General features: G+C 67.3%; 18 protein-coding genes. 13 read left to right on the plus strand and 5 right to left on the minus strand.

Going from position 1 to position 21,149, the window contains the following annotated elements; all coding sequences use genetic code 11:
• Positions 1 to 54 precede the first annotated feature (54 nt).
• The 3 genes from ABL844_RS23955 to ABL844_RS23965 all read left to right on the plus strand — a co-directional run bounded on the left by ABL844_RS23955 (position 55) and on the right by ABL844_RS23965 (position 3,252).
• Positions 55 to 1,170 carry an AI-2E family transporter gene (locus ABL844_RS23955; protein WP_418117468.1) on the plus strand — a complete coding sequence of 372 codons (1,116 nt, stop codon included), beginning with the start codon at positions 55 to 57 and terminating at the stop codon, positions 1,168 to 1,170.
• 126 nt (positions 1,171 to 1,296) lie between these two features.
• Positions 1,297 to 1,734, plus strand: a complete 438-nt coding sequence (locus tag ABL844_RS23960; protein ID WP_418117470.1) for a DUF2141 domain-containing protein — start codon at positions 1,297 to 1,299, stop codon at positions 1,732 to 1,734.
• A gap of 18 nt (positions 1,735 to 1,752) precedes the next feature.
• Positions 1,753 to 3,252 carry a carotenoid oxygenase family protein gene (locus ABL844_RS23965; protein WP_418129226.1) on the plus strand — a complete coding sequence of 500 codons (1,500 nt, stop codon included), beginning with the start codon at positions 1,753 to 1,755 and terminating at the stop codon, positions 3,250 to 3,252.
• Between the two features lie 24 nt (positions 3,253 to 3,276).
• Here ABL844_RS23965 and ABL844_RS23970 read toward each other — a convergent pair whose 3' ends face one another.
• Complete coding sequence (locus tag ABL844_RS23970; RefSeq protein WP_418129227.1) at positions 3,277 to 4,179, minus strand: LysR family transcriptional regulator; 903 nt, start codon at positions 4,177 to 4,179, stop codon at positions 3,277 to 3,279.
• 111 nt (positions 4,180 to 4,290) lie between these two features.
• Here ABL844_RS23970 and gcl point away from each other — a divergent pair, with 111 nt between their 5' ends.
• The 3 genes from gcl to ABL844_RS23985 all read left to right on the plus strand — a co-directional run bounded on the left by gcl (position 4,291) and on the right by ABL844_RS23985 (position 7,955).
• Complete coding sequence (gcl, locus tag ABL844_RS23975) at positions 4,291 to 6,081, plus strand: glyoxylate carboligase (RefSeq protein ID WP_369661216.1); 1,791 nt, start codon at positions 4,291 to 4,293, stop codon at positions 6,079 to 6,081.
• A 141-nt stretch (positions 6,082 to 6,222) separates the two neighbouring features.
• Complete coding sequence (gene hyi / locus ABL844_RS23980) at positions 6,223 to 7,008, plus strand: hydroxypyruvate isomerase (protein WP_418129228.1); 786 nt, start codon at positions 6,223 to 6,225, stop codon at positions 7,006 to 7,008.
• 35 nt (positions 7,009 to 7,043) lie between these two features.
• Entirely contained in the window at positions 7,044 to 7,955 is a 912-nt protein-coding gene (locus tag ABL844_RS23985) for a 2-hydroxy-3-oxopropionate reductase (RefSeq protein ID WP_418117474.1), read from the plus strand.
• 142 nt (positions 7,956 to 8,097) lie between these two features.
• Here the strand turns inward: ABL844_RS23985 and ABL844_RS23990 are convergent, their stop codons facing one another.
• The gene (locus ABL844_RS23990) at positions 8,098 to 9,432 is read right to left on the minus strand and encodes an NAD(P)/FAD-dependent oxidoreductase (protein ID WP_418117475.1); all 1,335 of its coding nucleotides are present in this window, start codon (positions 9,430 to 9,432) and stop codon (positions 8,098 to 8,100) included.
• 253 nt (positions 9,433 to 9,685) lie between these two features.
• Between ABL844_RS23990 and ABL844_RS23995 the strand changes: the two genes are divergently transcribed.
• The 4 genes from ABL844_RS23995 to ABL844_RS24010 all read left to right on the plus strand — a co-directional run bounded on the left by ABL844_RS23995 (position 9,686) and on the right by ABL844_RS24010 (position 14,863).
• Entirely contained in the window at positions 9,686 to 11,986 is a 2,301-nt protein-coding gene (locus ABL844_RS23995; RefSeq protein WP_126023463.1) for an NADP-dependent malic enzyme, read from the plus strand.
• A gap of 207 nt (positions 11,987 to 12,193) precedes the next feature.
• Complete coding sequence (locus ABL844_RS24000) at positions 12,194 to 13,225, plus strand: ABC transporter substrate-binding protein (protein ID WP_418129229.1); 1,032 nt, start codon at positions 12,194 to 12,196, stop codon at positions 13,223 to 13,225.
• Positions 13,225 to 14,079 carry an ABC transporter ATP-binding protein gene (locus ABL844_RS24005; RefSeq protein WP_126023461.1) on the plus strand — a complete coding sequence of 285 codons (855 nt, stop codon included), beginning with the start codon at positions 13,225 to 13,227 and terminating at the stop codon, positions 14,077 to 14,079. Before ABL844_RS24000 ends, ABL844_RS24005 begins: the two co-directional genes overlap by 1 nt.
• 13 nt (positions 14,080 to 14,092) lie before the next feature.
• A complete protein-coding gene (locus ABL844_RS24010) occupies positions 14,093 to 14,863 on the plus strand; it encodes an ABC transporter permease (RefSeq protein WP_126023460.1) in 771 nt (256 codons plus the stop codon).
• Between the two features lie 25 nt (positions 14,864 to 14,888).
• Here the strand turns inward: ABL844_RS24010 and ABL844_RS24015 are convergent, their stop codons facing one another.
• Positions 14,889 to 15,632, minus strand: coding sequence for a GntR family transcriptional regulator (locus ABL844_RS24015; RefSeq protein ID WP_418129231.1), 744 nt, complete (start codon positions 15,630 to 15,632; stop codon positions 14,889 to 14,891).
• Positions 15,633 to 15,750: 118 nt separating this feature from the next.
• Between ABL844_RS24015 and ABL844_RS24020 the strand changes: the two genes are divergently transcribed.
• The 3 genes from ABL844_RS24020 to ABL844_RS24030 are packed head-to-tail and all read left to right on the plus strand — an operon-like array spanning position 15,751 to position 19,552.
• The gene (locus tag ABL844_RS24020; protein ID WP_418129232.1) at positions 15,751 to 17,133 is read left to right on the plus strand and encodes a class-II fumarase/aspartase family protein; all 1,383 of its coding nucleotides are present in this window, start codon (positions 15,751 to 15,753) and stop codon (positions 17,131 to 17,133) included.
• 26 nt (positions 17,134 to 17,159) lie between these two features.
• On the plus strand, positions 17,160 to 18,149 hold the full coding sequence (locus ABL844_RS24025) for a tripartite tricarboxylate transporter substrate binding protein BugD (RefSeq protein ID WP_418129234.1): 990 nt from the start codon (positions 17,160 to 17,162) through the stop codon (positions 18,147 to 18,149).
• Positions 18,150 to 18,154: 5 nt separating this feature from the next.
• Positions 18,155 to 19,552 carry a class II fumarate hydratase gene (locus ABL844_RS24030; RefSeq protein ID WP_418129235.1) on the plus strand — a complete coding sequence of 466 codons (1,398 nt, stop codon included), beginning with the start codon at positions 18,155 to 18,157 and terminating at the stop codon, positions 19,550 to 19,552.
• A gap of 7 nt (positions 19,553 to 19,559) precedes the next feature.
• Here ABL844_RS24030 and ABL844_RS24035 read toward each other — a convergent pair whose 3' ends face one another.
• Positions 19,560 to 19,781, minus strand: a complete 222-nt coding sequence (locus tag ABL844_RS24035) for an oxidoreductase-like domain-containing protein (protein WP_184641181.1) — start codon at positions 19,779 to 19,781, stop codon at positions 19,560 to 19,562.
• A 13-nt stretch (positions 19,782 to 19,794) separates the two neighbouring features.
• The gene (locus ABL844_RS24040) at positions 19,795 to 21,147 is read right to left on the minus strand and encodes a sensor histidine kinase (RefSeq protein ID WP_418129236.1); all 1,353 of its coding nucleotides are present in this window, start codon (positions 21,145 to 21,147) and stop codon (positions 19,795 to 19,797) included.
• Positions 21,148 to 21,149: the final 2 nt, after the last annotated feature.

Here is a 21,149-nt window from a genome sequence, read left to right on the forward strand (position 1 = left end):
AAGCCGGCAAATGGGTTCTGCTGTCGCTGCGCTCGGCTACAGTCCGAGACACTTATGAACTCACCCCAACTCCAGCGCGGCGTGTTCCTCGCCCTTCTCGCCGCCGTGACCGTCGCCTTCCTCTGGGTGCTGATGCCGTTCTTCGGCGCGGTGCTGTGGGGCGTGGCGCTGGCGATCCTGTTCACGCCGCTCTACAAGCGGCTGCTGAAGACGATGCGCGGCAAACCCAATGCGGCGGCGCTGTCGACGCTGGCGATCTGCCTGTTCATCGTGATCCTGCCGCTGGCCATGGTGGGGGTGTCGCTGGTGCAGGAGATCGCGCTGGTCACACAGAGCATCCGCTCGGGCCAGATCAACTTCGCGGCCTACTTCCAGCAGATCCTCGACGCCTCGCCGCAGTGGCTGCTGAACCTGGTGGAGCGCTTCAACCTGGGCGACATGGCGGCATGGCAGGCACGCATCTCGGCGGCCGCCGGGCAGGCCAGCCAGATCATCGCGAGCCAGGCACTGGCCATCGGCCAGAACACTTTCGACTTCATCGTCAGCTTCTTCGTGATGCTGTACCTGCTGTACTTCCTGGTGCGCGACGGCTCCGACCTTTCCAAGCGGATGCGCGACGCGCTGCCGCTGGCCAAGCCCCACACGCACTACCTGCTGAACAAGTTCACCACCGTGATCCGGGCCACGGTCAAGGGCAACGTGGCCGTGGCGGTCGCGCAGGGCGCGCTGGGCGGGCTGGCCTTCTGGTTCCTCGGCGTGCAGGGCGCACTGCTGTGGGCGGTGCTGATGGCATTTCTCTCGCTGCTGCCGGCCGTGGGCGCGGCGCTGATCTGGGGGCCGGTGGCCATCTACTTCCTGGCCACGGGGCATTTCTGGCAGGGCGGCGTGCTGATCTTCGTGGGCGTGTTCGTCATCGGCCTGGTCGACAACATCCTGCGCCCCGTGCTGGTGGGCAAGGACACGCAGATGCCCGACTACATCGTGCTGATGTCGACCATCGGCGGCATGGCGATCTTCGGCATCAACGGCTTCGTGATCGGGCCGGTCATCGCAGCGCTGTTCATGGCGGCATGGAGCCTCTTTGCCGACTCCGGCCATGTGGGCCCAGGGCACGAGCGGGCCGAGGACGCACAGCCCAGACAAGTCGCCAAGGACGAAAAAGCCGGCTGAAGCCGGCGCCGTCCGCTCCCCGCCGCGCGCATTTCGCGCGCGCAATCCCGCATTCCGTCGCATGAGGCTGGGCGCCGCGCCCGGCCTGCGGGATCGTCGGGCCTCCAACAACCAACGAGGCCCGTCATGCAACTCCGCCTTCCCCCGTTCCGCCCCGCCGTGCGCGCCCTGTGCGCGGCCGCGATCCTCGCGCCCCTGGGCGCCCTCGCCGCCGACCTGAGCCTGAGCGTCGCCGACGGCCCGGCCGCGGACGCCACGCTCTACGTCGCGGTGTACGGCGACGCCGCCAGCTACACCGACGGCAAGCCCGTGGCCTCGCAGACCGCGCCGATGCGCGAGGGCAAGGCCCGCCTGCTGTTCACCGGCCTGGCGCCCGGGCGCTACGCGCTGCGCGTGTTCGCCGACGAGAACGGCAACGGCAAGCTCGACACCAACCTCATGGGCATGCCCATCGAGCGCTACGGCTTCTCGAACGACGCCAAGGGCAACCGCGCGGCGCCCGGCTTCGACGCGGCGGCGATCAGTGTCGAGGCCGACATGCAGACGGTCATCCACCTGCACTGAAGACGAAGGGAGACAGCCATGGAACGACGCGAACTCCTGCGCCTGCTGGCTTCGGCCGGTGCCCTCCCCCTTCTGGCGCCGCTGGCGCGGGCAGCCGGCACGGCGGACGACTGGCAGGTCCAGTTCGAAGCCTCCGGCGCCCCCTGGAAGACCGGCTTCGCCACGCCCCGGGACGACTTCCCTCCGACCCGCGCCACCGTGCGCGGCCGCTTCCCCGATGCCGTCGCTGGAACGCTGTTCCGCATCGGCCCGGCCGGCCATGACCTGGGCGGCGAGCGCTACCACCACTGGTTCGACGGCGACGGCATGGTGCACCGCTTCGTGATCGAGGGCCCCGACGTGCGGCACCAGGGCCGCTACGTCGCCACGCCCAAGCGCGTGGCCGAGACGAAAGCGGGCCGCCGCCTGTTCGAGGCCTTCGGCACCACGCCGCCGGGCGTCGAGCCGCCGACCTCGGCCGACAGCATCAACGTCGCCAACACCAGCGTGCTGCCTATGGGCGGCGAGGTGCTGGCGCTGTGGGAAGGCGGCTCGGCCACGCGCATCGACGCGAGCACGCTCGACACGCTGGGCGTGAAGACCTGGCGCCCCGATCTCGCGGGCATGCCGTTCTCGGCCCATCCCAAGATCGATCCGGACGGCACGGTGTGGAATTTCGGCGTGAGCTCCGGCCAGGGCCTGCTGGCGCTGTACGAGATCGCGCCCGAAGGCACGCTGCGTCGCGCCGCTGTGGTGCCGGTGGCCGACATGCCGATGGTCCACGACTTCGCCGTGACCGAGCGGCACCTGGTGTTCCTGCTGCCGCCGCTGGTCTACGACGGCAAGCGCAAGGAAGCCGGCGCCACCTTCCTGGATGCGCACGTCTGGCGGCCCGAGCTCGGCATGCGCGCGCTGGTGGTCGACAAGCAGAACTGGGAGCGCCGCCAGATGCTCGCGCTGCCGGCTGGCTTCCTGTTCCACGTCGGCAACGCCTGGGAGGAAGACACGCCGCGCGGCACGCAGATCCACATCGACTACGTGCGCTCTGACAACGCCGACTCGGTGTTCATCAGCAACCGCGAGGTGATGCGCGCGCGCCGCGTGAAGACCACCGAGCCGCACCTGACTGTCGCCACGCTGAACCTGTCCACGGGACGGGCCACGCAGACGGCGCTGGCGCAGGAGGCCGAGTTCCCGCGCATCGATCCGCGGCGCGTCGGCCTGCGGCATCGCAAGGTGGTGCACGCCACGCAGATCCGGCGCGACCTGCCCGGCTTCGGCGCGGTCGCGCGCACCGACGTGGAAACCGGCCGCAGCCAGCGCTTCAGCTACGGCGCGCAGACCATGGTGGAAGAACACGTCTTCGTACCCGACGGCTCGAAGCCGGGCTGGGTGCTGGGCACGGCCTTCGACTTCGGGCGGCAGAAGACGGTGCTGTCGTGCTTCGCGGCCGACAACCTCGCGGCAGGCCCGGTGGCGCAGGCCACGCTGCCCTATGCCCTGCCGCTGGGGCTGCACGGCGCCTTCGTGCCGGCCTGAGGCCCTCTCTCTGGTGGGTAGTGCTCAGGCCTCCCACCAGCCCTCGTCGAAGCGCCCCTGCAGGAAGGCCACGAAGCCCGACACCTTGCCCGGCACCAGCTTGGGCGAGGGGAAAACGGCGTGGATCTCCTGCTCGGGCAGCGCATGGTCGCCCAGCACCTCGCGCACCTTGCCGGCCGCCAGCGAATCGCTGGCCACGTAGCGCGGCATGAGCGCGATGCCCAGTCCGTCGCGCGCCGCCGCCAGCACGGCCGAGAGGTTGTTCGAGCGGAAGCGGCCCGACACGGGCACGGTGACCGGCTCGCCTCTGGGCGTGTGCATGCGCCAGAACTCGTCGCCCACCACGCTGCTGTAGATCAGCGCCACGTGCGCGCTGAGGTCCTGCGCGCGCTTCGGCGTGCCGTGCTTCTTCAGGTAGGCGGGCGAGGCGACCATGACCCACGGATTGGCGCCCAGGTAGCGCGCGCCCAGTGACGAATCGGCCAGCTTGCCCATGCGGATGGCCACGTCGATGCCTTGCGCGATCAGGTCCACGTAGCGGTCCTCGAAGCTCAGGTCGAGCTGCACCTGCGGATGCCGGTTCATGTATTCGAGCGCCAGCGGCACCACCACGCGACGCCCGAAGGCCACCGAGGTACCCACGCGCAGCAGGCCCTGCGCCTGGGTCTGCCGCAGCTGCACGATGCTGTCGGCCTCCTCGGCCTCGCGCACGATGGTCTTGCACTTCTCGTAGTAGAGCGCGCCCGGCTCGGTGAGGCTCACGCCGCGGGTGTTGCGGTTGAGAAGGCGCACCTTCAGCCGCGCCTCGGTGGCGGCGATCTGCTTGGTTACCGTGGGCTGCGTGGTGTTGAACTCGCGCGCGGCCTTCGAGAAGCTGCCCGTCTCGACCACGCGCACGAACATTTCCATTGCCAGCAATCTGTCCATGGGCCGGATGGTAGTCACTTATTCCAGCCTGGAATAGGTTTTATGGTCCGCAGCCGTCTTCTTGGAATCCGCCCGGATTTCTACAGTGAGCCCATCCCAAAGGAGACTCAGATGGCAAAGATGACAGCGGTCCAGGCCGCGGTTCTGGTGATGGAAAAGGAAGGCGTAACGCAGGCCTTCGGCGTTCCGGGCGCGGCGATCAACCCGATGTACTCGGCGCTGCGCCAGCGCGGCAGCATCGCGCACATCCTGGCGCGCCACGTGGAAGGCGCCTCGCACATGGCCGAGGGCTACACCCGCGCGGTGGCCGGCAACATCGGCGTGTGCATCGGCACCTCGGGCCCGGCGGGCACGGACATGATCACCGGCCTGTACTCGGCCTGGGCCGATTCGATTCCCATCCTGTGCATCACCGGCCAGGCGCCGCGCGCGCGGCTCTACAAGGAAGACTTCCAGGCGGTGGACATCGAGTCGATCTCCAAGCCCGTCACCAAGTGGTCGGTCACGGTGCGCGAGCCGGGCCAGGTGCCGCAGGTGTTCCAGCAGGCCTTCCACCTGATGCGCTCGGGCCGCCCGGGCCCGGTGCTGATCGACCTGCCCTTCGACGTGCAGATGGCGCAGATCGAGTTCGACATCGACAGCTACGAGCCGCTCAAGCCCTACAAGCCGGCCGCCACGCGCGCCCAGATCGAGAAGGCCATCGGCATGCTCAACGCGGCCGAGCGCCCGCTGATCGTGGCCGGCGGCGGCGTCATCAACGCCGACGCATCCGACCTGCTGGTGCGCTTTGCCGAAGCCACCGGCGTGCCGGTGATTCCCACGCTCATGGGCTGGGGCTCCATTCCGGACAACCACCCGCTCATGGCCGGCATGTGCGGCCTGCAGACCAGCCACCGCTACGGCAACGCCACGATGCTGGCCAGCGACTTCGTGCTGGGCATCGGCAACCGCTGGGCGAACCGCCACACCGGCTCCGTCGACGTCTACACCAAGGGCCGCACCTTCGTGCACGTGGACATCGAGCCCACCCAGATCGGCCGCGTGTTCACGCCCGACTTCGGCATCGTGTCCGACGCCAGGGCCGCGCTGGAGCTCTTCGTCGAGGTGGCCGAAGAGATGAAGGCCGCGGGCCGCCTCACCGATCGCCGCGACTGGGCCAAGGCATGCATCGAGCGCAAGAAGACGATGCTGCGCAAGACCAATTTCGACGAAGTGCCGATGAAGCCGCAGCGCGTGTACCAGTGCATGAACAACAACTTCAGCACCGATACCTGCTACGTGAGCACCATCGGTCTCTCGCAGATCGCAGCCGCGCAGTTCCTGCACGTGTACAACCCGCGCCACTGGATCAACTGCGGCCAGGCCGGTCCGCTGGGCTGGACCATTCCCGCCGCGCTGGGCGTGCGTGCCGCCGATCCCACGCGCAAGATCGTCGCGCTGTCGGGCGACTACGACTTCCAGTTCATGATCGAGGAGCTGGCCGTGGGCGCGCAGTTCAAGCTGCCGTACATCCACATCGTGGTCAACAACTCCTACCTCGGCCTGATCCGCCAGGCGCAGCGCGGCTTCGAGATGGACTACTGCGTGCAGCTCGCGTTCGACAACATCAACGCGGCGCCCGACGCGGGCATCGAGAGCAGCTACGGCGTCGACCACATGAAGGTGGTCGAGGGCCTGGGCTGCAAGGCGATCCGCGTGAACCGGCAGGAAGAGATCGCGCCGGCCATCCGCCGCGCCGAGGCCCTGATGGCCGAGTTCAGCGTGCCGGTGGTGATCGAGGTGATGCTGGAGCGCGTGACCAACATCGCGATGGGCACCGAGATCGACAACATCACCGAGTTCGAGCCTCTGGCCGAGACGCCGGCCGACGCGCCGACGGCTGTTGCGGCGCTGCTGGACTGATCAAGGACCGCTGAATACGGGCAGCCGAACGCAGAAGTCGCAGAAGAAAACTTCTTTGGCTTTCCTTCTGCGACCTCTGCGAAACCTTCGCGACTTCTGCGTTCGGTTCCCGATCCCTCATGAACGACTGAAAGACCCGACATGCCCAAGTTCGCAGCCAACCTCACGATGCTCTTCACCGAGCTGCCCTTCATGCAGCGCTTCGAGGCCGCCGCCAAGGCCGGCTTCAAGGGGGTGGAGTACCTCTTCCCCTATCCCTTCGAGAAGAAGGAACTCGCCGCCGCCCTGCGCGCCAACGGCCTGGAGCAGGTGCTGCACAACCTGCCGGCCGGCGACTGGGACAAGGGCGAGCGCGGCATCGCCTGCCATCCCGACCGCACGGGCGAGTTCGCCGAAGGCATCGGCGTGGCGATCGACTACGCCACCGCCCTGGGTTGCCCGCAGGTCAACTGCCTCGTGGGCAAGGTGCCTGCCGGCGTCGACAGGGATGCGGCGCACAAGACCGTGGTCGCCAACCTGCGCCTCGCCGCGCGCGAGCTCGAAGCGGCGGGCCTGCGCCTGCTGATCGAGCCCATCAACACCTTCGACATTCCGGGCTTCTTCCTCACGCGCACCGACCAGGCGCTGGCGCTGATCGACGAGGTCGGCTCGTCCAACCTGCGGGTGCAGTACGACATCTACCACGCGCAGCGCATGGAAGGCGAGCTGGGCAACACGCTCGCGAAGCACCTGGCGCAGATCGGCCACATCCAGCTAGCCGACAACCCGGGGCGCGGCGAGCCGGGCACGGGCGAGATCAACTACCCGTGGCTCTTCAGGCACATCGACGCGCTGGGCTACGACGGCTGGATCGGCTGCGAGTACAAGCCCCGCGCCACCACGGTCGAGGGCCTCGGATGGCGCCACGCGCTCACGCAGCAGCAATGAAATGAATGACTGACATCGGACAAGGAACAAGAGACATGACGACCCAGCAACAGAAGATCGGATTCATCGGCCTCGGCATCATGGGCGCGCCCATGGCGGGCCACCTGCTCGAGGCGGGCTACCAGCTCTTCGTGAACACGCACGGCAACACGCCCGAGCCCTTCGTGTCGAAGGCCACCATCTGCGCCTCGGCGGCCGAGGTGACGCGCCAGTCCGACGTGGTCTTCATCATGGTGCCGGACACGCCCGACGTGGAGAAGGTGCTCTTCGGCGCGCCCGGCGCCGAGGGCGTGGCCGACGGCCTGAAGGGCTCCAGCGGCAAGATCGTGGTGGACTGCAGCTCCATCGACCCGATCGCCACCAAGGACTTCGCGCGCCGCATCACCGCGCTGGGCGCCGGCTACATCGACGCACCGGTCTCCGGCGGCGAGGTGGGCGCCAAGGCCGCGAGCCTCACGATCATGTGCGGCGGCGACGAAGGCACCTTCGGGCGCGTGAAGCCGCTGCTCGACCGGATGGGCAAGAACGTCACGCTCGTGGGCGGCGCCGGCGACGGCCAGGTCTGCAAGGTGGCCAACCAGATCATCGTGGCGCTGAACATCGCGGCCGTGGGCGAGGCGCTGGTGTTCGCATCGAAGGCGGGCGCCGATCCGGCCAAGGTGCGCCAGGCGCTGATGGGCGGCTTCGCGAGCTCGCGCATCCTCGAAGTGCACGGCGAGCGCATGATCAAGCGCACCTTCGCACCGGGCTTTCGCATCGGGCTGCACCAGAAGGACCTGAACCTCGCGATGCAGAGCGCCCGTTCATTGGGCGTCTCGCTGCCGCAGACGGCCGGCGCGGCGCAGCTCATGAATGCCTGCGCAGCACTGGGCTACGGCCAGCTCGACCACTCGGCGCTGGTGCGCGCGCTGGAGGCGCTGGCGCAGCACACTGTGACACCTGATTGAGGTTCTTCGAAAGCGGACTTCCGAACGCAGAAGAAATACAAAAGCTACGCAGAAGTCGCAGAAGAAACCATGAAAACCTTTTTTGGTTTTCCTTCTGCGACTTTCGCGAAACCTTCGCGACCTCTGCGTTCGGCTGTCCGCTTTACTTCAACGCTTCCAGCGATTCCTTCAGGTTGCGGCGGCGCCAGGCCCAGGTCTTCACGGCCTGCGGAAGGATGCCCAAGCAGGAGGCGTAATAAGTCACCTTGAAGCCCCAGAAGCGCGGGCCGATGGGCGTGTTGCGGAACAGGTCGCCCGCCAGGATGGACAGCAGCGCCTCCTGCATGCGCCAGATGTTGCGTGGGGCCATGAACAGGCGCCGGATGGCCGGCGAGGTGATGCGGTAGATGAACCACGAGAACATCTTCGGGCCGTGCTTCATCACCTTCTCGTAGTGCCGGAAGGCGCGCTCGGCCTCCTTCATCTCGCCCTTGAGCCAGTGGTCGGCGCAGGTGGCGGCCTCGAAGCCGCTGTTCATCGCCAGGTACACGCCCGAGGAGAACATCGGGTCGACGAAGGCATAGGCGTCGCCCACCATCATGAAGCGGTCGCCGCGGCAGAACTTGGAGTCGTAGGCGTAGTTGCCGGTGGAGGTGGCGCCTTCCATCAGCGTGGCGTTCTTCAGCCGGTCGGCGAGCTTGGGCGCGAGCGCGATGGTTTCCATCAGGAACTCCTCGAGCGAGCCCTTGCGGCGCTTGAAGTAGGCGGGAGAAGCCACCGCGCCAACGCTCACCGTGCCGTCCTTCAGCGGGATGTACCAGAACCAGCCGTGATCGAACCAGAACAGCGTGATGTTGCCCTCGAAGCGGCCAGGCCGCCGCTCGGCGTTGGCGAAGTGGCCGAACAGCGCCGCGCTGGCGTGCTTGCGGTTGCGCCGCTTGGCGTCGAACTGGTTCGACAGCAGGGTGTCGCGCCCGCTGGCGTCAATCACGAAGCGCGGGCGCCAGGTGGTCTCGGTGCCGTCGTCGGCCTTGACCTTCACCAGCGGCCTGTTGTCGGGCGTCCCCTTGCCGGCATCCATGTCCACGCCGGTGACGCGCTGTCCCTCGAAAGTGCGCGCGCCGCGGTTGCCGGCGTGGCGGAAGAGCAGTTCGTCGAATTCGGAGCGGCGCACGTGCACCGCGTAGGGAAAGCTCTTGTCCATCGCCTCGGCGAAGTGGAACTGGCTGGAGTGATCGTGCCAGGGCGAGACGAACTCGGCACCGTGCTTGCGGATGCCGATGGCCTCGACCTCGGTGCGCACGCCGAGGCGGTCGAACAGCGGCATGTTCATCGGCAGCAGCGATTCGCCGATGTGGAAGCGCGGATGCTGCGCCTTCTCGATCAGCACCACGTCGTGCCCTTTGTCCGCGAGCAGCGCGGCCACCGTGGAGCCCGATGGGCCGCCTCCGATGACGACGACGTCGGGATCGTTGCTGTTGAAAGGTCCGGATGCCATGCGAGTTGCCCCTCTTTTCGCGGTGTTTTCGTTGTCGGCGATACCCCCGGCTCGATGCCCGGCTGGACGGCCGGTCTGTTAACCAGTTGGTAACGATCGGCAGTTTAGCGAACCCCAGAGCCCCCTCCCATCCGCCGGAACCCCGCCTTATCGAGCGGAAGCTATGGGTCCAGGCGTTTTCGGCATTTCCCCAGTAATAGGAGGCCCTGCTTTTGCGGTAGCCTCATTGCCCGTCAGAAACAAGGAGACTTTCATGGCTGCACCCCTTTCCCCCGCAGAAGAAGCACTTCGCGAGGCAGCGCGCGAATACCACCGCTCGCCCGTCAAGGGCAAGATCTCGATCACCCCGACCAAGCCCCTGCTGAACCAGCGCGACCTGTCGCTGGCCTATTCGCCCGGCGTGGCCTATCCCTGTCTCGACATCGCCGCCGACCCGGCAACCGCCTCCGAATACACCGCCCGCGGCAACCTCGTGGGCGTCGTCACCAACGGCACCGCCGTGCTGGGCCTGGGCGACATCGGCCCGCTGGCCGCCAAGCCCGTGATGGAAGGCAAGGGCTGCCTGTTCAAGAAATTCGCCGGCATCGACGTGTTCGACATCGAGCTGGCAGAGCGCGACCCCGACAAGCTGGTCGACATCATCGCGGCGCTGGAGCCGACGCTGGGCGGCATCAACCTGGAAGACATCAAGGCGCCCGAGTGCTTCTACATCGAGAAGAAGCTGCGCGAGCGCATGAACATCCCGGTGTTCCACGACGACCAGCACGGCACGGCCATCATCTCGGCCGCCGCCCTGCTCAACGGCCTGGAGCTGGTGGGCAAGAAGATCGAGGAAGTGAAGATCGCCGTCTCGGGCGCGGGCGCGGCCGCCATCGCCTGCCTGGACGTGATGGTCGGCCTGGGCGCCAAGCCCGCCAACATCCACGCCTGCGACTCCAAGGGCCTGATCTACATGGGCCGCGCGGGCGGTTTCGACGAATCCAAGGCACGCTACGCCCAGAAAGACACCGGCGCCCGCACCCTGGCCGACGTGGTGAAGGACGCCGATGTGTTCCTGGGCTGCTCGGCCCCGGGCGTGATGACCGCCGAGATGGTCAAGACCATGGCGAGCCAGCCCATCATCCTGGCGCTGGCCAACCCCGAGCCCGAGATCCGCCCCGAGCTCGCCAAGGCCGTGCGGCCGGACTGCATCATCGCCACCGGCCGTTCGGACTACCCGAACCAGGTCAACAACGTGCTGTGCTTCCCGTACATCTTCCGCGGCGCGCTCGACTGCGGCGCGAGCAAGATCACCGAAGAGATGAAGCTGGCCTGCGTGCGCGAGATCGCCGAGCTCACCAAGGCCGACATCAGCGAAGAGGTGGCCACCGCCTACGCCGGCCAGGAACTCTCCTTCGGCCCCGACTACATCATTCCCAAGCCCTTCGACTCGCGCCTGATCCTGCGCATCGCGCCGGCCGTGGCCAAGGCAGCGGCCGCCTCGGGCGTGGCCACGCGCCCGATCGAGGACATGGACGCCTACCGCCAGCACCTGACGCGCTTCGTCTACCAGACGGGCATGTTCATGCGCCCGGTGTTCAGCGCCGCCAAGATCGCCACCGCCAAGCGCGTGGCGTACGCCGAGGGCGAGGACGAGCGCGTGCTGCGCGCCGCCCAGTGGGCCGTCGACGAAGGCCTGGCCAAGCCGATCCTGGTGGGCCGCCCCGCCGTGATCGATGCGCGCATCAAGAAGGCCGGCCTGCACATCCGCGCGGGCGTCGACTTCGAGATCGTCAACCCCGAGGACGATCCGCGCTTCCGCACCTACTGGGAGAGCTTCCACAAGATCATGGGCCGCCGCGGCGTGACGCCGGAGGCCGCCAAGACCATGGTGCGCCGCTCCAACACCACCATCGCCGCGCTCATGATGCACCTGGGCGACGCCGATGCCATGATCTGCGGCCTGGTCGGGCGCTTCGACGTGCACCTGGAGCACATCCGCAACCTGATCGGCCTGAAGCGCGGCGCGCCGGGCTTCGCGACGCTGAACGCGCTCACGCTCGACAAGCGCACGGTGTTCATCACCGACACCAACGTGAACGAAGACCCCAGCGCCGAGCTGCTCGCCAGCATCGCGGTGATGGCCGCCGAGGAAGTGCGCCGCTTCGGCCTGCCGCCGAAGGTGGCGTTTCTCTCGCACTCGAACTACGGCACCTCCAGCCGCTCGTCGGCCCGCAAGATGCGGCTGGCGCGAGACCTGTTCGCGCAGATGGCGCCCGACATCGAATGCGACGGCGAGATGCACGGCGACGCGGCGCTGTCGGAGGAAATCCGCCGCACCGCGCTGCCCGAGACCACGCTCAGCGGCGAGGCCAACCTGCTCGTGTGCCCGAACCTCGACTCGGCCCACATCCTCTACAACGTGCTGAAGATGACCGGCGCCAACGGCATCACCGTGGGCCCGGTGCTGCTGGGCGCCGCGAGTTCGGCGCACGTGCTCACGCCTTCGTCGACGGTGCGCCGCATCATCAACATGACTGCGCTGGCGGTGGCGAAGGTCACGGTCGACAAGTAAGAAGCGGGAAAGAAGCGGGCCTGGCGCCCGCTTTGAGTGCTCGAAACGCGGCCTCGGCCGCGTTTTTGCATTGACGGGGTGCAGATCGCGCCCTTGGCGCACTACTTCGATTCGCGAGGAAGGGTTCGCACCAATCACGTGCGGGCACCGTTTTTGCTTGAATGCAGAAGCATTCAATCCCCTTTCATCCAACGGATCGATCTCCGCATGAACAAGCGCCAACTGCTCCAGTCCTTCCTCGCCGCCTCGGCCATCAGCTTCGGCCTCGCACCGGCCTTTGCGCAGAGCCCGACGCCGATCAAGTTCCAGCTCGACTGGCGCTTCGAGGGACCGGCGGCGCTGTTCCTCCACCCGGCCGCCAAGGGCTACTTCAAGGCCGCGGGCCTCGACGTGACCATCGACGCGGGCAACGGCTCCGGCGGCACGGTCACGCGCGTGGCCTCGGGCGCCTACGACATGGGCTTCGCCGACCTTGCGGCGCTGATGGAGTTCCACGCCAACAATCCCGACAGCCCCAACAAGCCGGTCGCGGTGATGATGGTCTACAACAACACGCCGGCCTCGGTCATGACGCTCAAGAAGAGCGGCATCACCAAGCCCTCCGACCTCACGGGCAAGAAGCTCGGCGCACCGGTGTTCGACGCGGGCCGCCGTGCCTTCCCGATCTTCGCCAAGGCCAACAACATCGGCGCCGTCAACTGGACCGCCATGGACCCGACGCTGCGCGAGACCATGCTGATGCGCGGCGACATCGACGCCATCACCGGCTTCACCTTCACCTCGCTGCTCAACCTGGAAGCGCGCGGCGCCAAGACCGCCGACGTGGTGATCCTTCCCTACCCCGACTACGGCGTGAAGCTGTACGGCAACGTCATCATCGCCTCGCCCAAGCTCATCAAGGAGAACCCGGCGGCGGTGAAGAAATTCCTCTCGGCCTTCGCCAAGGGCGCGAAGGAAGTGATCGCCAATCCGGCCGTGGCCATCGAGTCGGTGAAGGCGCGCGACGGCATCATCGACAGCAAGCTCGAGACGCGCCGCCTGCAGCTGGCCATCGACACCGTCATCAACAGCGCCGATGCGCGCGCCGAGGGCTTCGGCGCGGTCAACGCGGGCCGCATGTCGCTGATGGCCTCGCAGGTTTCGGACGCCTTCAACACCAAGACGCGCGTGAGCCCCGACGCGGTGTGGACCGCAGCACTGCTGCCTCCCGCGGCCGAACTGAACATCCTGAAGAAGTGATGGCAGCCGCATCACAGGACGCGGCCCCCTTCGTCGACTTCCAGGACGTCTGGCTCGCCTACAACGAGGAGCTGCTGCGCGCCAACCACTTCGCGGTCGAGGCCATCGACCTGAAGGTGAAGCGCGGCGAGTTCATCGCCATCGTCGGGCCCTCGGGCTGCGGCAAGTCGACCTTCATGAAGCTCACCACCGGGCTGAAGATGCCGTCGATGGGCAAGATCCGCATCGACGGCCAGCCGGTGACCGGGCCGCTGAAGATCTCGGGCATGGCCTTCCAGGCGCCCTCGCTGCTGCCGTGGCGCACCACGGTCGACAACGTGCTGCTGCCGCTGGAGATCGTCGAGCCCTACCGCTCCAGCTTCAAGGCGAAGCGCAAGGAGTACGAGGAGCGCGCCCGCCGCCTGCTGCAGAAGGTGGGCCTGGGCGGCTATGAAGACAAGTTCCCGTGGCAGCTCTCGGGCGGCATGCAGCAGCGCGCGAGCATCTGCCGCGCGCTCATCCACGAGCCCAAGATGCTGCTGCTCGACGAGCCCTTCGGCGCGCTCGACGCGTTCACGCGCGAGGAGCTGTGGTGCATCCTGCGCGACCTCTGGACCGAGCAGCAGTTCAACGTGATCCTGGTCACGCACGACCTGCGCGAATCGGTGTTCCTCGCCGACACGGTATACGTGATGAGCAAGAGCCCTGGCCGCTTCGTGGTGAAGCGCGAGATCGACCTGCCGCGCCCGCGCGAGCTTGAGCTCACCTACACCAAGGAGTTCACCGACATCGTGCTGGAGCTGCGCGGCCACATCGGCGCCATCCGCAACACCGGCGCGAGCGCAGCACAGTCCGCCGCGGCTGTTTCCCACTGAGGCGCACGATCTCATGAGAAACACCAAGCAAATCGAACGCTGGTCGCCCTGGCTGCTGCTCGTGGCGGTGATCCTGCTGTGGCAGGTGATCTGCTCGGCCTTCGAGGTTTCGGACTTCATCTTCCCGAGCCCGTGGCGCATCTGGAACCAGTTCTGGGAATTCAAGGAAGTCATCGCGGGCCACGCCTGGCGCACCTTCTGGGTCACGATGGCAGGCTTCGGCCTCGCAATCGTGGTGGGCGTGCTGCTGGGCTTCGTCATCGGCAGTTCGCGCATCGCGTACGCGGCGATCTACCCGCTCATGACGGCCTTCAACGCGCTGCCCAAGGCGGCCTTCGTGCCGATTTTGGTGGTGTGGTTCGGCATCGGCATCGGGCCGGCGATCCTCACGGCATTCCTGATCAGCTTCTTCCCGATCATGGTCAACATCGCGACCGGCCTCGCCACGCTCGAGCCCGAGCTCGAAGACGTGCTGCGCGTGCTCGGCGCCAGGCGCTGGGACGTGCTCATGAAGATCGGCCTGCCGCGCTCCATGCCCTACTTCTTCGGCTCGCTCAAGGTCGCGATCACGCTGGCGTTCGTGGGCACCACCGTCAGCGAGATGACGGCTGCCAACGAAGGCATCGGCTACCTGCTGATCTCTGCAGGCTCGGCCATGCAGATGGGTCTGGCCTTCGCCGGGCTGATGGTGGTGGGGGCGATGGCGATGCTGATGTACGAACTCTTCAGCGTGGTCGAGAAGCACACGACGGGGTGGGCGCATCGGGGGTCGCAGAACCAGTAGATCCCGAAGCCGATGCGGCCGGCAGCTACGCCCCCGAACGCTGCAGCCGCATCGACACCGAGAACCGGTCCGCCGGATGGACCGACACCGAAACCTCGAAGGCCAGCCCCTCCGCATCGAGGTAGCGGCGTACGATCTTCAGCACCGCCGCACCCTGCTCCACCTGCAGCGCCTTCGCCAATACCGCGTCCTTGACGGTGTCGGCTCGCACGTCCTGGTGGATCTCGGCGATCTGCCGGCCGTAGCGCTCGGCGATCAATGAACTGACCAGGGTGTCGGGCGACTCGCGCACGAGCGCCCCGACTTCCGAGTACGCCGGGTCCACGTACACATCGGTCCACCCGATGGGGCCGACTTTTCCGCTGCTGTCGAGCCGCAGGCTGGAGATCCGCAGCCAGCGCGCACCGGGCGCGCAGCCCAGGTCCTTCGCCACCGAAGCGGAAACCGCCACCTCCTCTATCGATTGCACCTGCCGCAGGTGCTCGGTGCCGAACTGCACCAGATCGTCCACCGACGCGAGAGAAGGACGGAAGGTGTCGCGCGGCTTCGTCGCCTCCACACGGGTTCCGGCGTTCTTGCGGCGCGACACCAGCCCCACGCGCTGGAGCTCGGCCAACGCCGCCCTCACGGTGTGCCGGCTGGTCTTGTAGTGCTCGCAGAGCTCCAGTTCCGTCGGGAGCACCGAGCCGACGGCGAAATGGCCGCTGGTGATGGCTTCGGTCAGGTGGCGCGAGATGTCGCTGTGATGAGGCTTGGATGGGGAAGACATGTTGCCCCCGAGGATCGCATTCATGGCATCAAGGGTAAACCCTGATTTTCCAAATATGTCCGAACATATTTAATTCGATATGTCCGGACATACAAATCCTACTCTCGACAGGCCATCCATGAACAACACCCGCCTCTCCCTCCCGATGGCCAGCACCATCGTCGATTCCATCCTTTTCCGCGACGCGTTCGGCACGCAGAAGATGCGGCAGCTCTTCTGCGACAGCGCACTGGTCCAGCGCTACATCGATACCGAGGTTGCTCTTGCCAAGGCACAGGCGCGCGTGGGCGTGATCCCGTCCGAGGCGGCGGAGACGATCGCGCGCGAATCGAGGATCGAGCGCATCGACTTCGACCACATGCGCGAAGAGACCGACATAGTCGGCTATCCCATCCTGCCGCTGGTGCACCAGTTGGTCGGGATGTGCGGTGAGGCCGGCCGCTACGTGCACTGGGGCGCGACCACGCAGGACATCATGGACACCGCCGTCGCCCTGCAGGTGCGCGACGCGCTCGACAGCATCGGCGAGGACATCCGCGAGCTGCGCGGCATCCTCGCTTCGCTCGCGAAGAAGCACCGCGACACACCGATGGCCGGCCGCACGCACCTTCAGCAGGCGCTGCCCGTGACCTTCGGCTACAAGGCTGCGATCTGGCTCGCCATGTTCGACCGGCACCAGAAGCGTATCGCCGAGCTGCGTCCGCGCGTGGCGGTGGTCGAGTTCGCCGGCGCCGCAGGCACGCTGGCTTCGCTCGGCGACAAGGGCTTCGAAGTGCAGAAAGCCCTGGCCGAGGGACTGGGGCTGGGCGTGCCCGCCACCACCTGGCACGTGGCACGCGACGGTTTCGCGGAGGCAGTGAATCTGCTCGCACTTGTCACGGGCTCGCTCGGCAAGATCGCGCTCGACATCATGATCATGGCCTCCACGGAGTTCGCCGAGGTCTACGAGCCCTTCGTCAAGGGCCGTGGCGCGTCGAGCACGATGCCGCAGAAGCGCAACCCGATCTCCAGCGAGCTGATGCTGGCCGCCTCCAAGGCCGTTCGGCAGCACGCCGGGCTGATGGTCGATGCGATGGTGCAGGACTTCGAGCGCGCCACCGGCCCATGGCATGCCGAGTGGATCGCCATCCCCGAGAGCTTCATCCTCACGTCGGGCGCCCTGCACCAGGCGAAGTTCGCGCTCGGCGGGCTGGTCGTGGACGAAGCGCGCATGAAGCACAACCTGGGCATCAGCCGGGGCCTGATCGTGGCCGAGGCCGTGATGATGGGCATGGCGCCCCACATCGGCCGCCAGCAGGCGCACGACGTGGTCTACGACGCCTGCCGCACCGTCAACGAGAAGGGCGGCACGTTGGCCGAGGCGCTGGCGGCGCTGCCCGAGGTCACGAAGCACTTCGACCGCGCGGCCATCGACCGCCTGACCGATCCGGCGAACTACCTGGGCCTCGCGCCGCAGATGGTGGACCGCGCACTCGCACTTTCCGCCGAAGTGGCGGCCTGAACCACCAACCCGAGGAGACAAGACAGATGATCGACATCAGGAAGCTGGCCGCCCGCGCGCTGCTGGCCATGAGCTTCGCAGCCGCGGCGCACGGCGTGAGCGCGCAGACCTACCCGTCACGACCCGTGACCTGGATCGTTCCCTTCGCGGCGGGAGGCCCCACCGACGCACTCGCGCGAGCCATCGCTGAAAGGGTGGCACGCGAACTGGGCCAGCCCATCGTGATCGATAACGCACCCGGTGCCGGCGGCACCGTGGGCGCCGCGAAGGCATCGCGCGCGGTGCCCGACGGCTACACCATGCTGGTCGGACACATGGGCTACATGGGCGCCGCGCCGGCGCTGTACAAGAAGCTCGCCTACGACCCGGTCAAGGACTTCGCTCCGGTCTTCCGCTTTCCGGACACGCCGCTGGTGCTCATGGTGCGCAAGGAGCACCCGGCGAAGGACATCAAGGCGCTGGTCGACTTCGGCAAGGCCAATCCCGACAAGCTCTTCATCAGCAATGCCGGCGTGGGCTCCAGCTCGCACCTGATCGCGGCGCTGTTTGCCGCCTCGGCCGGCATCAGGATCTCGCAGGTTCCGTACAAGGGGGCCGGTCCGGCGCTGATCGACGTAATCGGCGGACAGGTCGACGGCATCTTCGACCAGACCAACACCGCCCTGCCGCAGATCAAGGAAGCGAAGGTGCGCGCGCTGGCCGTGACCTCGAAGGTGCGGCTGCCGCAGCTGAAGGACGTGCCGACGCTGGGCGAGACGGTGCTGCCCGGCTTCGAGGCATCGACCTGGTACGGCATCTACTCGCCCAAGGGAACGCCGCAGGCGGTGCTCGACAAGGTGCAGCAGGCGTACCTGAAGGTGATGAGCGACAAGACCTTCACCGACCGCCTCGCCGAGCAGGCGATCCAGATGCTGCCGGCCGAGCAGTACACCGGCGCTGCACTCGGCAAGCACACCGAGGCAGAAGTGGCGCGCTGGAGGGCGCTAGCGGCCAAGGCCAACATCGCCCTGGACTGACCCGCATGACAGCCGCCACCCGCATCGAGCACGACGCGTTCGGTCCGGTCGAGATTCCCGCGGGCAGATATTGGGGCGCTCAGACGCAGCGCGCGGCCGGCGTGTTCGAAGTGGGAACGGAGCGCTTCCCGGCTTGCCTGCTGCACGCGTTCGGGCTGCAGAAGATCGCGGCCGCGAGAGCCAACGCGCGCTGCGGCGCACTCGAAGCGGCGCTGGCCGGGACCATCGCCGCCGCGGCCGGGGAAGTGTCTCGCGGCCTGTTCGACGAGCACTTCCCGCTCACTATCTGGCAGACCGGCTCGGGCACGCAGACGAACATGAATGCCAACGAGGTGATCGCGAACCGGGCCAACGAACTGCTCGGCCAGCCGCTGGGCACGAAGTCGCCGGTGCACCCGAACGACCATGTGAACGCATCGCAGTCATCGAACGACAGCTTTCCGACGGTGATGCACATCGCCGCCGCGACAGAGCTGACGAAGCGGTTGATTCCCGCCCTCATCATCCTGAAGGAGGCCCTGGAGGACCGGGCTCGTGCGTTTGCCGGTGTCGCGAAGGTAGCCCGCACGCACCTGATGGACGCCGTGCCGATGACGATGGGCCAGGCATTCGAGGCATTCGCATGGCAGGTGTCCAGCGGAATTTCGCGGCTGCAGGATGCCTTGCCACGGCTGCTGCTGCTCGCCCAGGGTGGCACGGCGGCGGGAACGGGGCTCAATGCGCCGGAGAACTTCGACACGTTTTTCTGCGAGGAAATCGGCAGGCTCACCGGCCTGCCGTTCGCGCCCCATCCGTGCAAGTTCGAGGGCATGTCGGGCCACGACGCGCTGGTGGAACTGTCGGGCGCATTGAACGTGATCGCCACGTCGCTGATGAAGATCGCCAACGACATCCGCTGGATGGGGTCGGGCCCGCGCTGCGGCATCGGCGAGCTGGTGATACCGGACGACGGGCTGACTTCCTCGATCATGCCCGGCAAGCGCAACCCGACCATCGCGGAAGTGGTGGCCCAGGCAGCCATGCAGGTCGCCGGAAACCACGTGACGGTGACGATGGCCGGCGCATCGGGCAGCTTCGAACTCAACGTGGCCAAGCCGGTGCTGATCCACAACGTACTGCAGTCGATTCGCATACTGTCGGACAGCTCGCTCGTCTTCGCCAACAAGCTGGTGGCAGGGCTCGACGTCGATCGCGAGCGGCTCGAATCGAACCTGGGCAACGCGCTGCTGTCCGTGACCGCGCTCAACCCGGTGCTCGGCTACGACAAGGTGGCACGCATCACGCGCACTGCGGTGGAGCGGCGCATCCCGCCGCGGGAGGCTGCCATGGCGCTCGGCTACCTGGATGCCGAGGCCTACGACCGGCTGGTCGACCCGATCCGCATGGCGAAGGGCGGAAGCTGACTGCGCCTCAGGCCAGCAACAGCGAAGCCTCGTCCCGCCAATAGTTCACCGCAGCCAGCCACCCCTCCCACACGCAGCCGTTGCAGCCGCGGCCGCAGCAGGTGGTGGGCTCGGGCGGCGGTGGGCGCAGCATGATGCCTTGGGCGTCGAGCAGCGCCTGCACGCGCACGATCAGCGCCTGTGCGCCGGCGAGGTTGGTGGGTTCGGGAAGCTGGTCGATGGGGTTCATGATGCAGGAATCTTCAGGCCAGCAGGTCCAGTTCGAGCCGCATCTTCGCTCCACCCGATTCGCTCGATCCGATCGTGAGCTGCCCGCCGTGCAGGCGCGCGACCTCGGCCACCAGATGCAGGCCCAGCCCCGCGCCACGCCCGCGCGGCACCAGCCTGTGGAACGGCGCCACCACGCGCTCGCGATCGGCCTCGGGAATGCCGGGGCCGGAGTCGAGCACCTCGAAGCCCGACGGCTCCCACAGCCGCACCTGGATGTCGCAGCCCTGCCCGCCGTGCTCGATGGCGTTCTGGATCAGGTTGCTCAGCGCGCGCTCCAGCGAGGGCGCGTCGCCGCGCACCCACAAGGGCCTGGGCGCTTCCACCGACAGCGTGCAGCGGTTCATGATGGCCAGCGGCGCGATGTCGCCCGCCACGCGTTCGCACAGCGCCTTCAGGTCGACCTGCTGGCGGTCTTGCACCGCCACGTGGTCCAGCCGCTGCAGGTCGAGCAGCTGCTCGGCAAGCGTGGCGAGCCGCGCCGAGGCCTGCAAAAGCTTCACCTTGAGCGGGCCGTCCTGCAGGCCTTCGAGATGGATCTGCAGCGTGGTGATGGGCGTGCGCAGCTCGTGCGCGGCGTCGGCCAGGAAGCGCTCCTGCCTGTCGTAGCCTTCGTTGAGCCGGTCGAAGGCGCGGTTCACGGCGTTGACCAGCGGGCGGATCTCGCTGGCCACGTTGGCCAGCGGCAGCCGCGTGGTGCGTTCGTGCACGTCGATGCTCTCGGCATGCTCGGCCGTGGCCACCACGCCCTTGAGGCCGCGCTTCACGACGAAGGGCGTGGCCAGGATCACGCCGAGGCAGGTCACCAGCGCCATCGGCGCCACCAGGAAAAGGAAGGCGATGGCGGTGCCCTTGAGCGTGTTCTTCACGGTCAGCGGGCTGCCCGTCTGCGTCATCACAGCCACCAGGCCCGCGCGCGTTTCCACGCGATCGAAACGGGCCTTGGGCCGGGTGTTGTCGCTCTCGGGGTTGATGGCCATGCGCTCCATGCCGTCGAGCGAATCGAAGAGCCTGGCGTAGCTGGGCGGCACGTCGCCGTTGCGCAGCTCCGCGCCATGGCTGTCACGCGCGATGAACCAGAAAGGAGGATCGGCCTCCCGCAGGCGCTGAACCTCCGGCGTGGGCTCGATCGCCAGTTTTCCGTCGGGGCCGCGCACCAGCGCGCGCTGGATGGCCGTGATGGTCTCCTGCCCGGTCTCGTCGACCACGCGGCCCAGCACCCAGGCCAGGCCGAGAAAGCCACCCATCACCAGCGTGCCGACCACCACCTGCAGCAGGATCAGGCTCCAGATCAGCTGCCAGCGCAGCGAGAGCAGGCCTTGTCTCATGC

This window comes from Variovorax sp. 278MFTsu5.1 (assembly GCF_048305045.1).
In the GTDB taxonomy this organism is placed as follows: Bacteria; Pseudomonadota; Gammaproteobacteria; order Burkholderiales; family Burkholderiaceae_C; genus Variovorax; species Variovorax guangxiensis.

Excerpts from the sequence above, each read along its gene's own strand:
- ABL844_RS24020 (WP_418129232.1), top strand. The coding sequence starts at position 15,751 with ATGAACAACACCCGCCTCTCCCTCCCGATGGCCAGCACCATCGTCGAT.
- ABL844_RS24005 (WP_126023461.1), top strand. The coding sequence starts at position 13,225 with ATGGCAGCCGCATCACAGGACGCGGCCCCCTTCGTCGACTTCCAGGAC.
- ABL844_RS24035 (WP_184641181.1), bottom strand. The coding sequence starts at position 19,781 with ATGAACCCCATCGACCAGCTTCCCGAACCCACCAACCTCGCCGGCGCA.
- ABL844_RS24015 (WP_418129231.1), bottom strand. The coding sequence starts at position 15,632 with ATGTCTTCCCCATCCAAGCCTCATCACAGCGACATCTCGCGCCACCTG.
- ABL844_RS23960 (WP_418117470.1), top strand. The coding sequence starts at position 1,297 with ATGCAACTCCGCCTTCCCCCGTTCCGCCCCGCCGTGCGCGCCCTGTGC.
- ABL844_RS23995 (WP_126023463.1), top strand. The coding sequence starts at position 9,686 with ATGGCTGCACCCCTTTCCCCCGCAGAAGAAGCACTTCGCGAGGCAGCG.
- ABL844_RS24000 (WP_418129229.1), top strand. The coding sequence starts at position 12,194 with ATGAACAAGCGCCAACTGCTCCAGTCCTTCCTCGCCGCCTCGGCCATC.
- ABL844_RS23990 (WP_418117475.1), bottom strand. The coding sequence starts at position 9,432 with ATGGCATCCGGACCTTTCAACAGCAACGATCCCGACGTCGTCGTCATC.
- ABL844_RS24030 (WP_418129235.1), top strand. The coding sequence starts at position 18,155 with ATGACAGCCGCCACCCGCATCGAGCACGACGCGTTCGGTCCGGTCGAG.
- ABL844_RS23970 (WP_418129227.1), bottom strand. The coding sequence starts at position 4,179 with ATGGACAGATTGCTGGCAATGGAAATGTTCGTGCGCGTGGTCGAGACG.
- ABL844_RS23965 (WP_418129226.1), top strand. The coding sequence starts at position 1,753 with ATGGAACGACGCGAACTCCTGCGCCTGCTGGCTTCGGCCGGTGCCCTC.
- gcl (WP_369661216.1), top strand. The coding sequence starts at position 4,291 with ATGGCAAAGATGACAGCGGTCCAGGCCGCGGTTCTGGTGATGGAAAAG.
- ABL844_RS24010 (WP_126023460.1), top strand. The coding sequence starts at position 14,093 with ATGAGAAACACCAAGCAAATCGAACGCTGGTCGCCCTGGCTGCTGCTC.
- ABL844_RS24025 (WP_418129234.1), top strand. The coding sequence starts at position 17,160 with ATGATCGACATCAGGAAGCTGGCCGCCCGCGCGCTGCTGGCCATGAGC.
- ABL844_RS23955 (WP_418117468.1), top strand. The coding sequence starts at position 55 with ATGAACTCACCCCAACTCCAGCGCGGCGTGTTCCTCGCCCTTCTCGCC.
- ABL844_RS24040 (WP_418129236.1), bottom strand. The coding sequence starts at position 21,147 with ATGAGACAAGGCCTGCTCTCGCTGCGCTGGCAGCTGATCTGGAGCCTG.
- hyi (WP_418129228.1), top strand. The coding sequence starts at position 6,223 with ATGCCCAAGTTCGCAGCCAACCTCACGATGCTCTTCACCGAGCTGCCC.
- ABL844_RS23985 (WP_418117474.1), top strand. The coding sequence starts at position 7,044 with ATGACGACCCAGCAACAGAAGATCGGATTCATCGGCCTCGGCATCATG.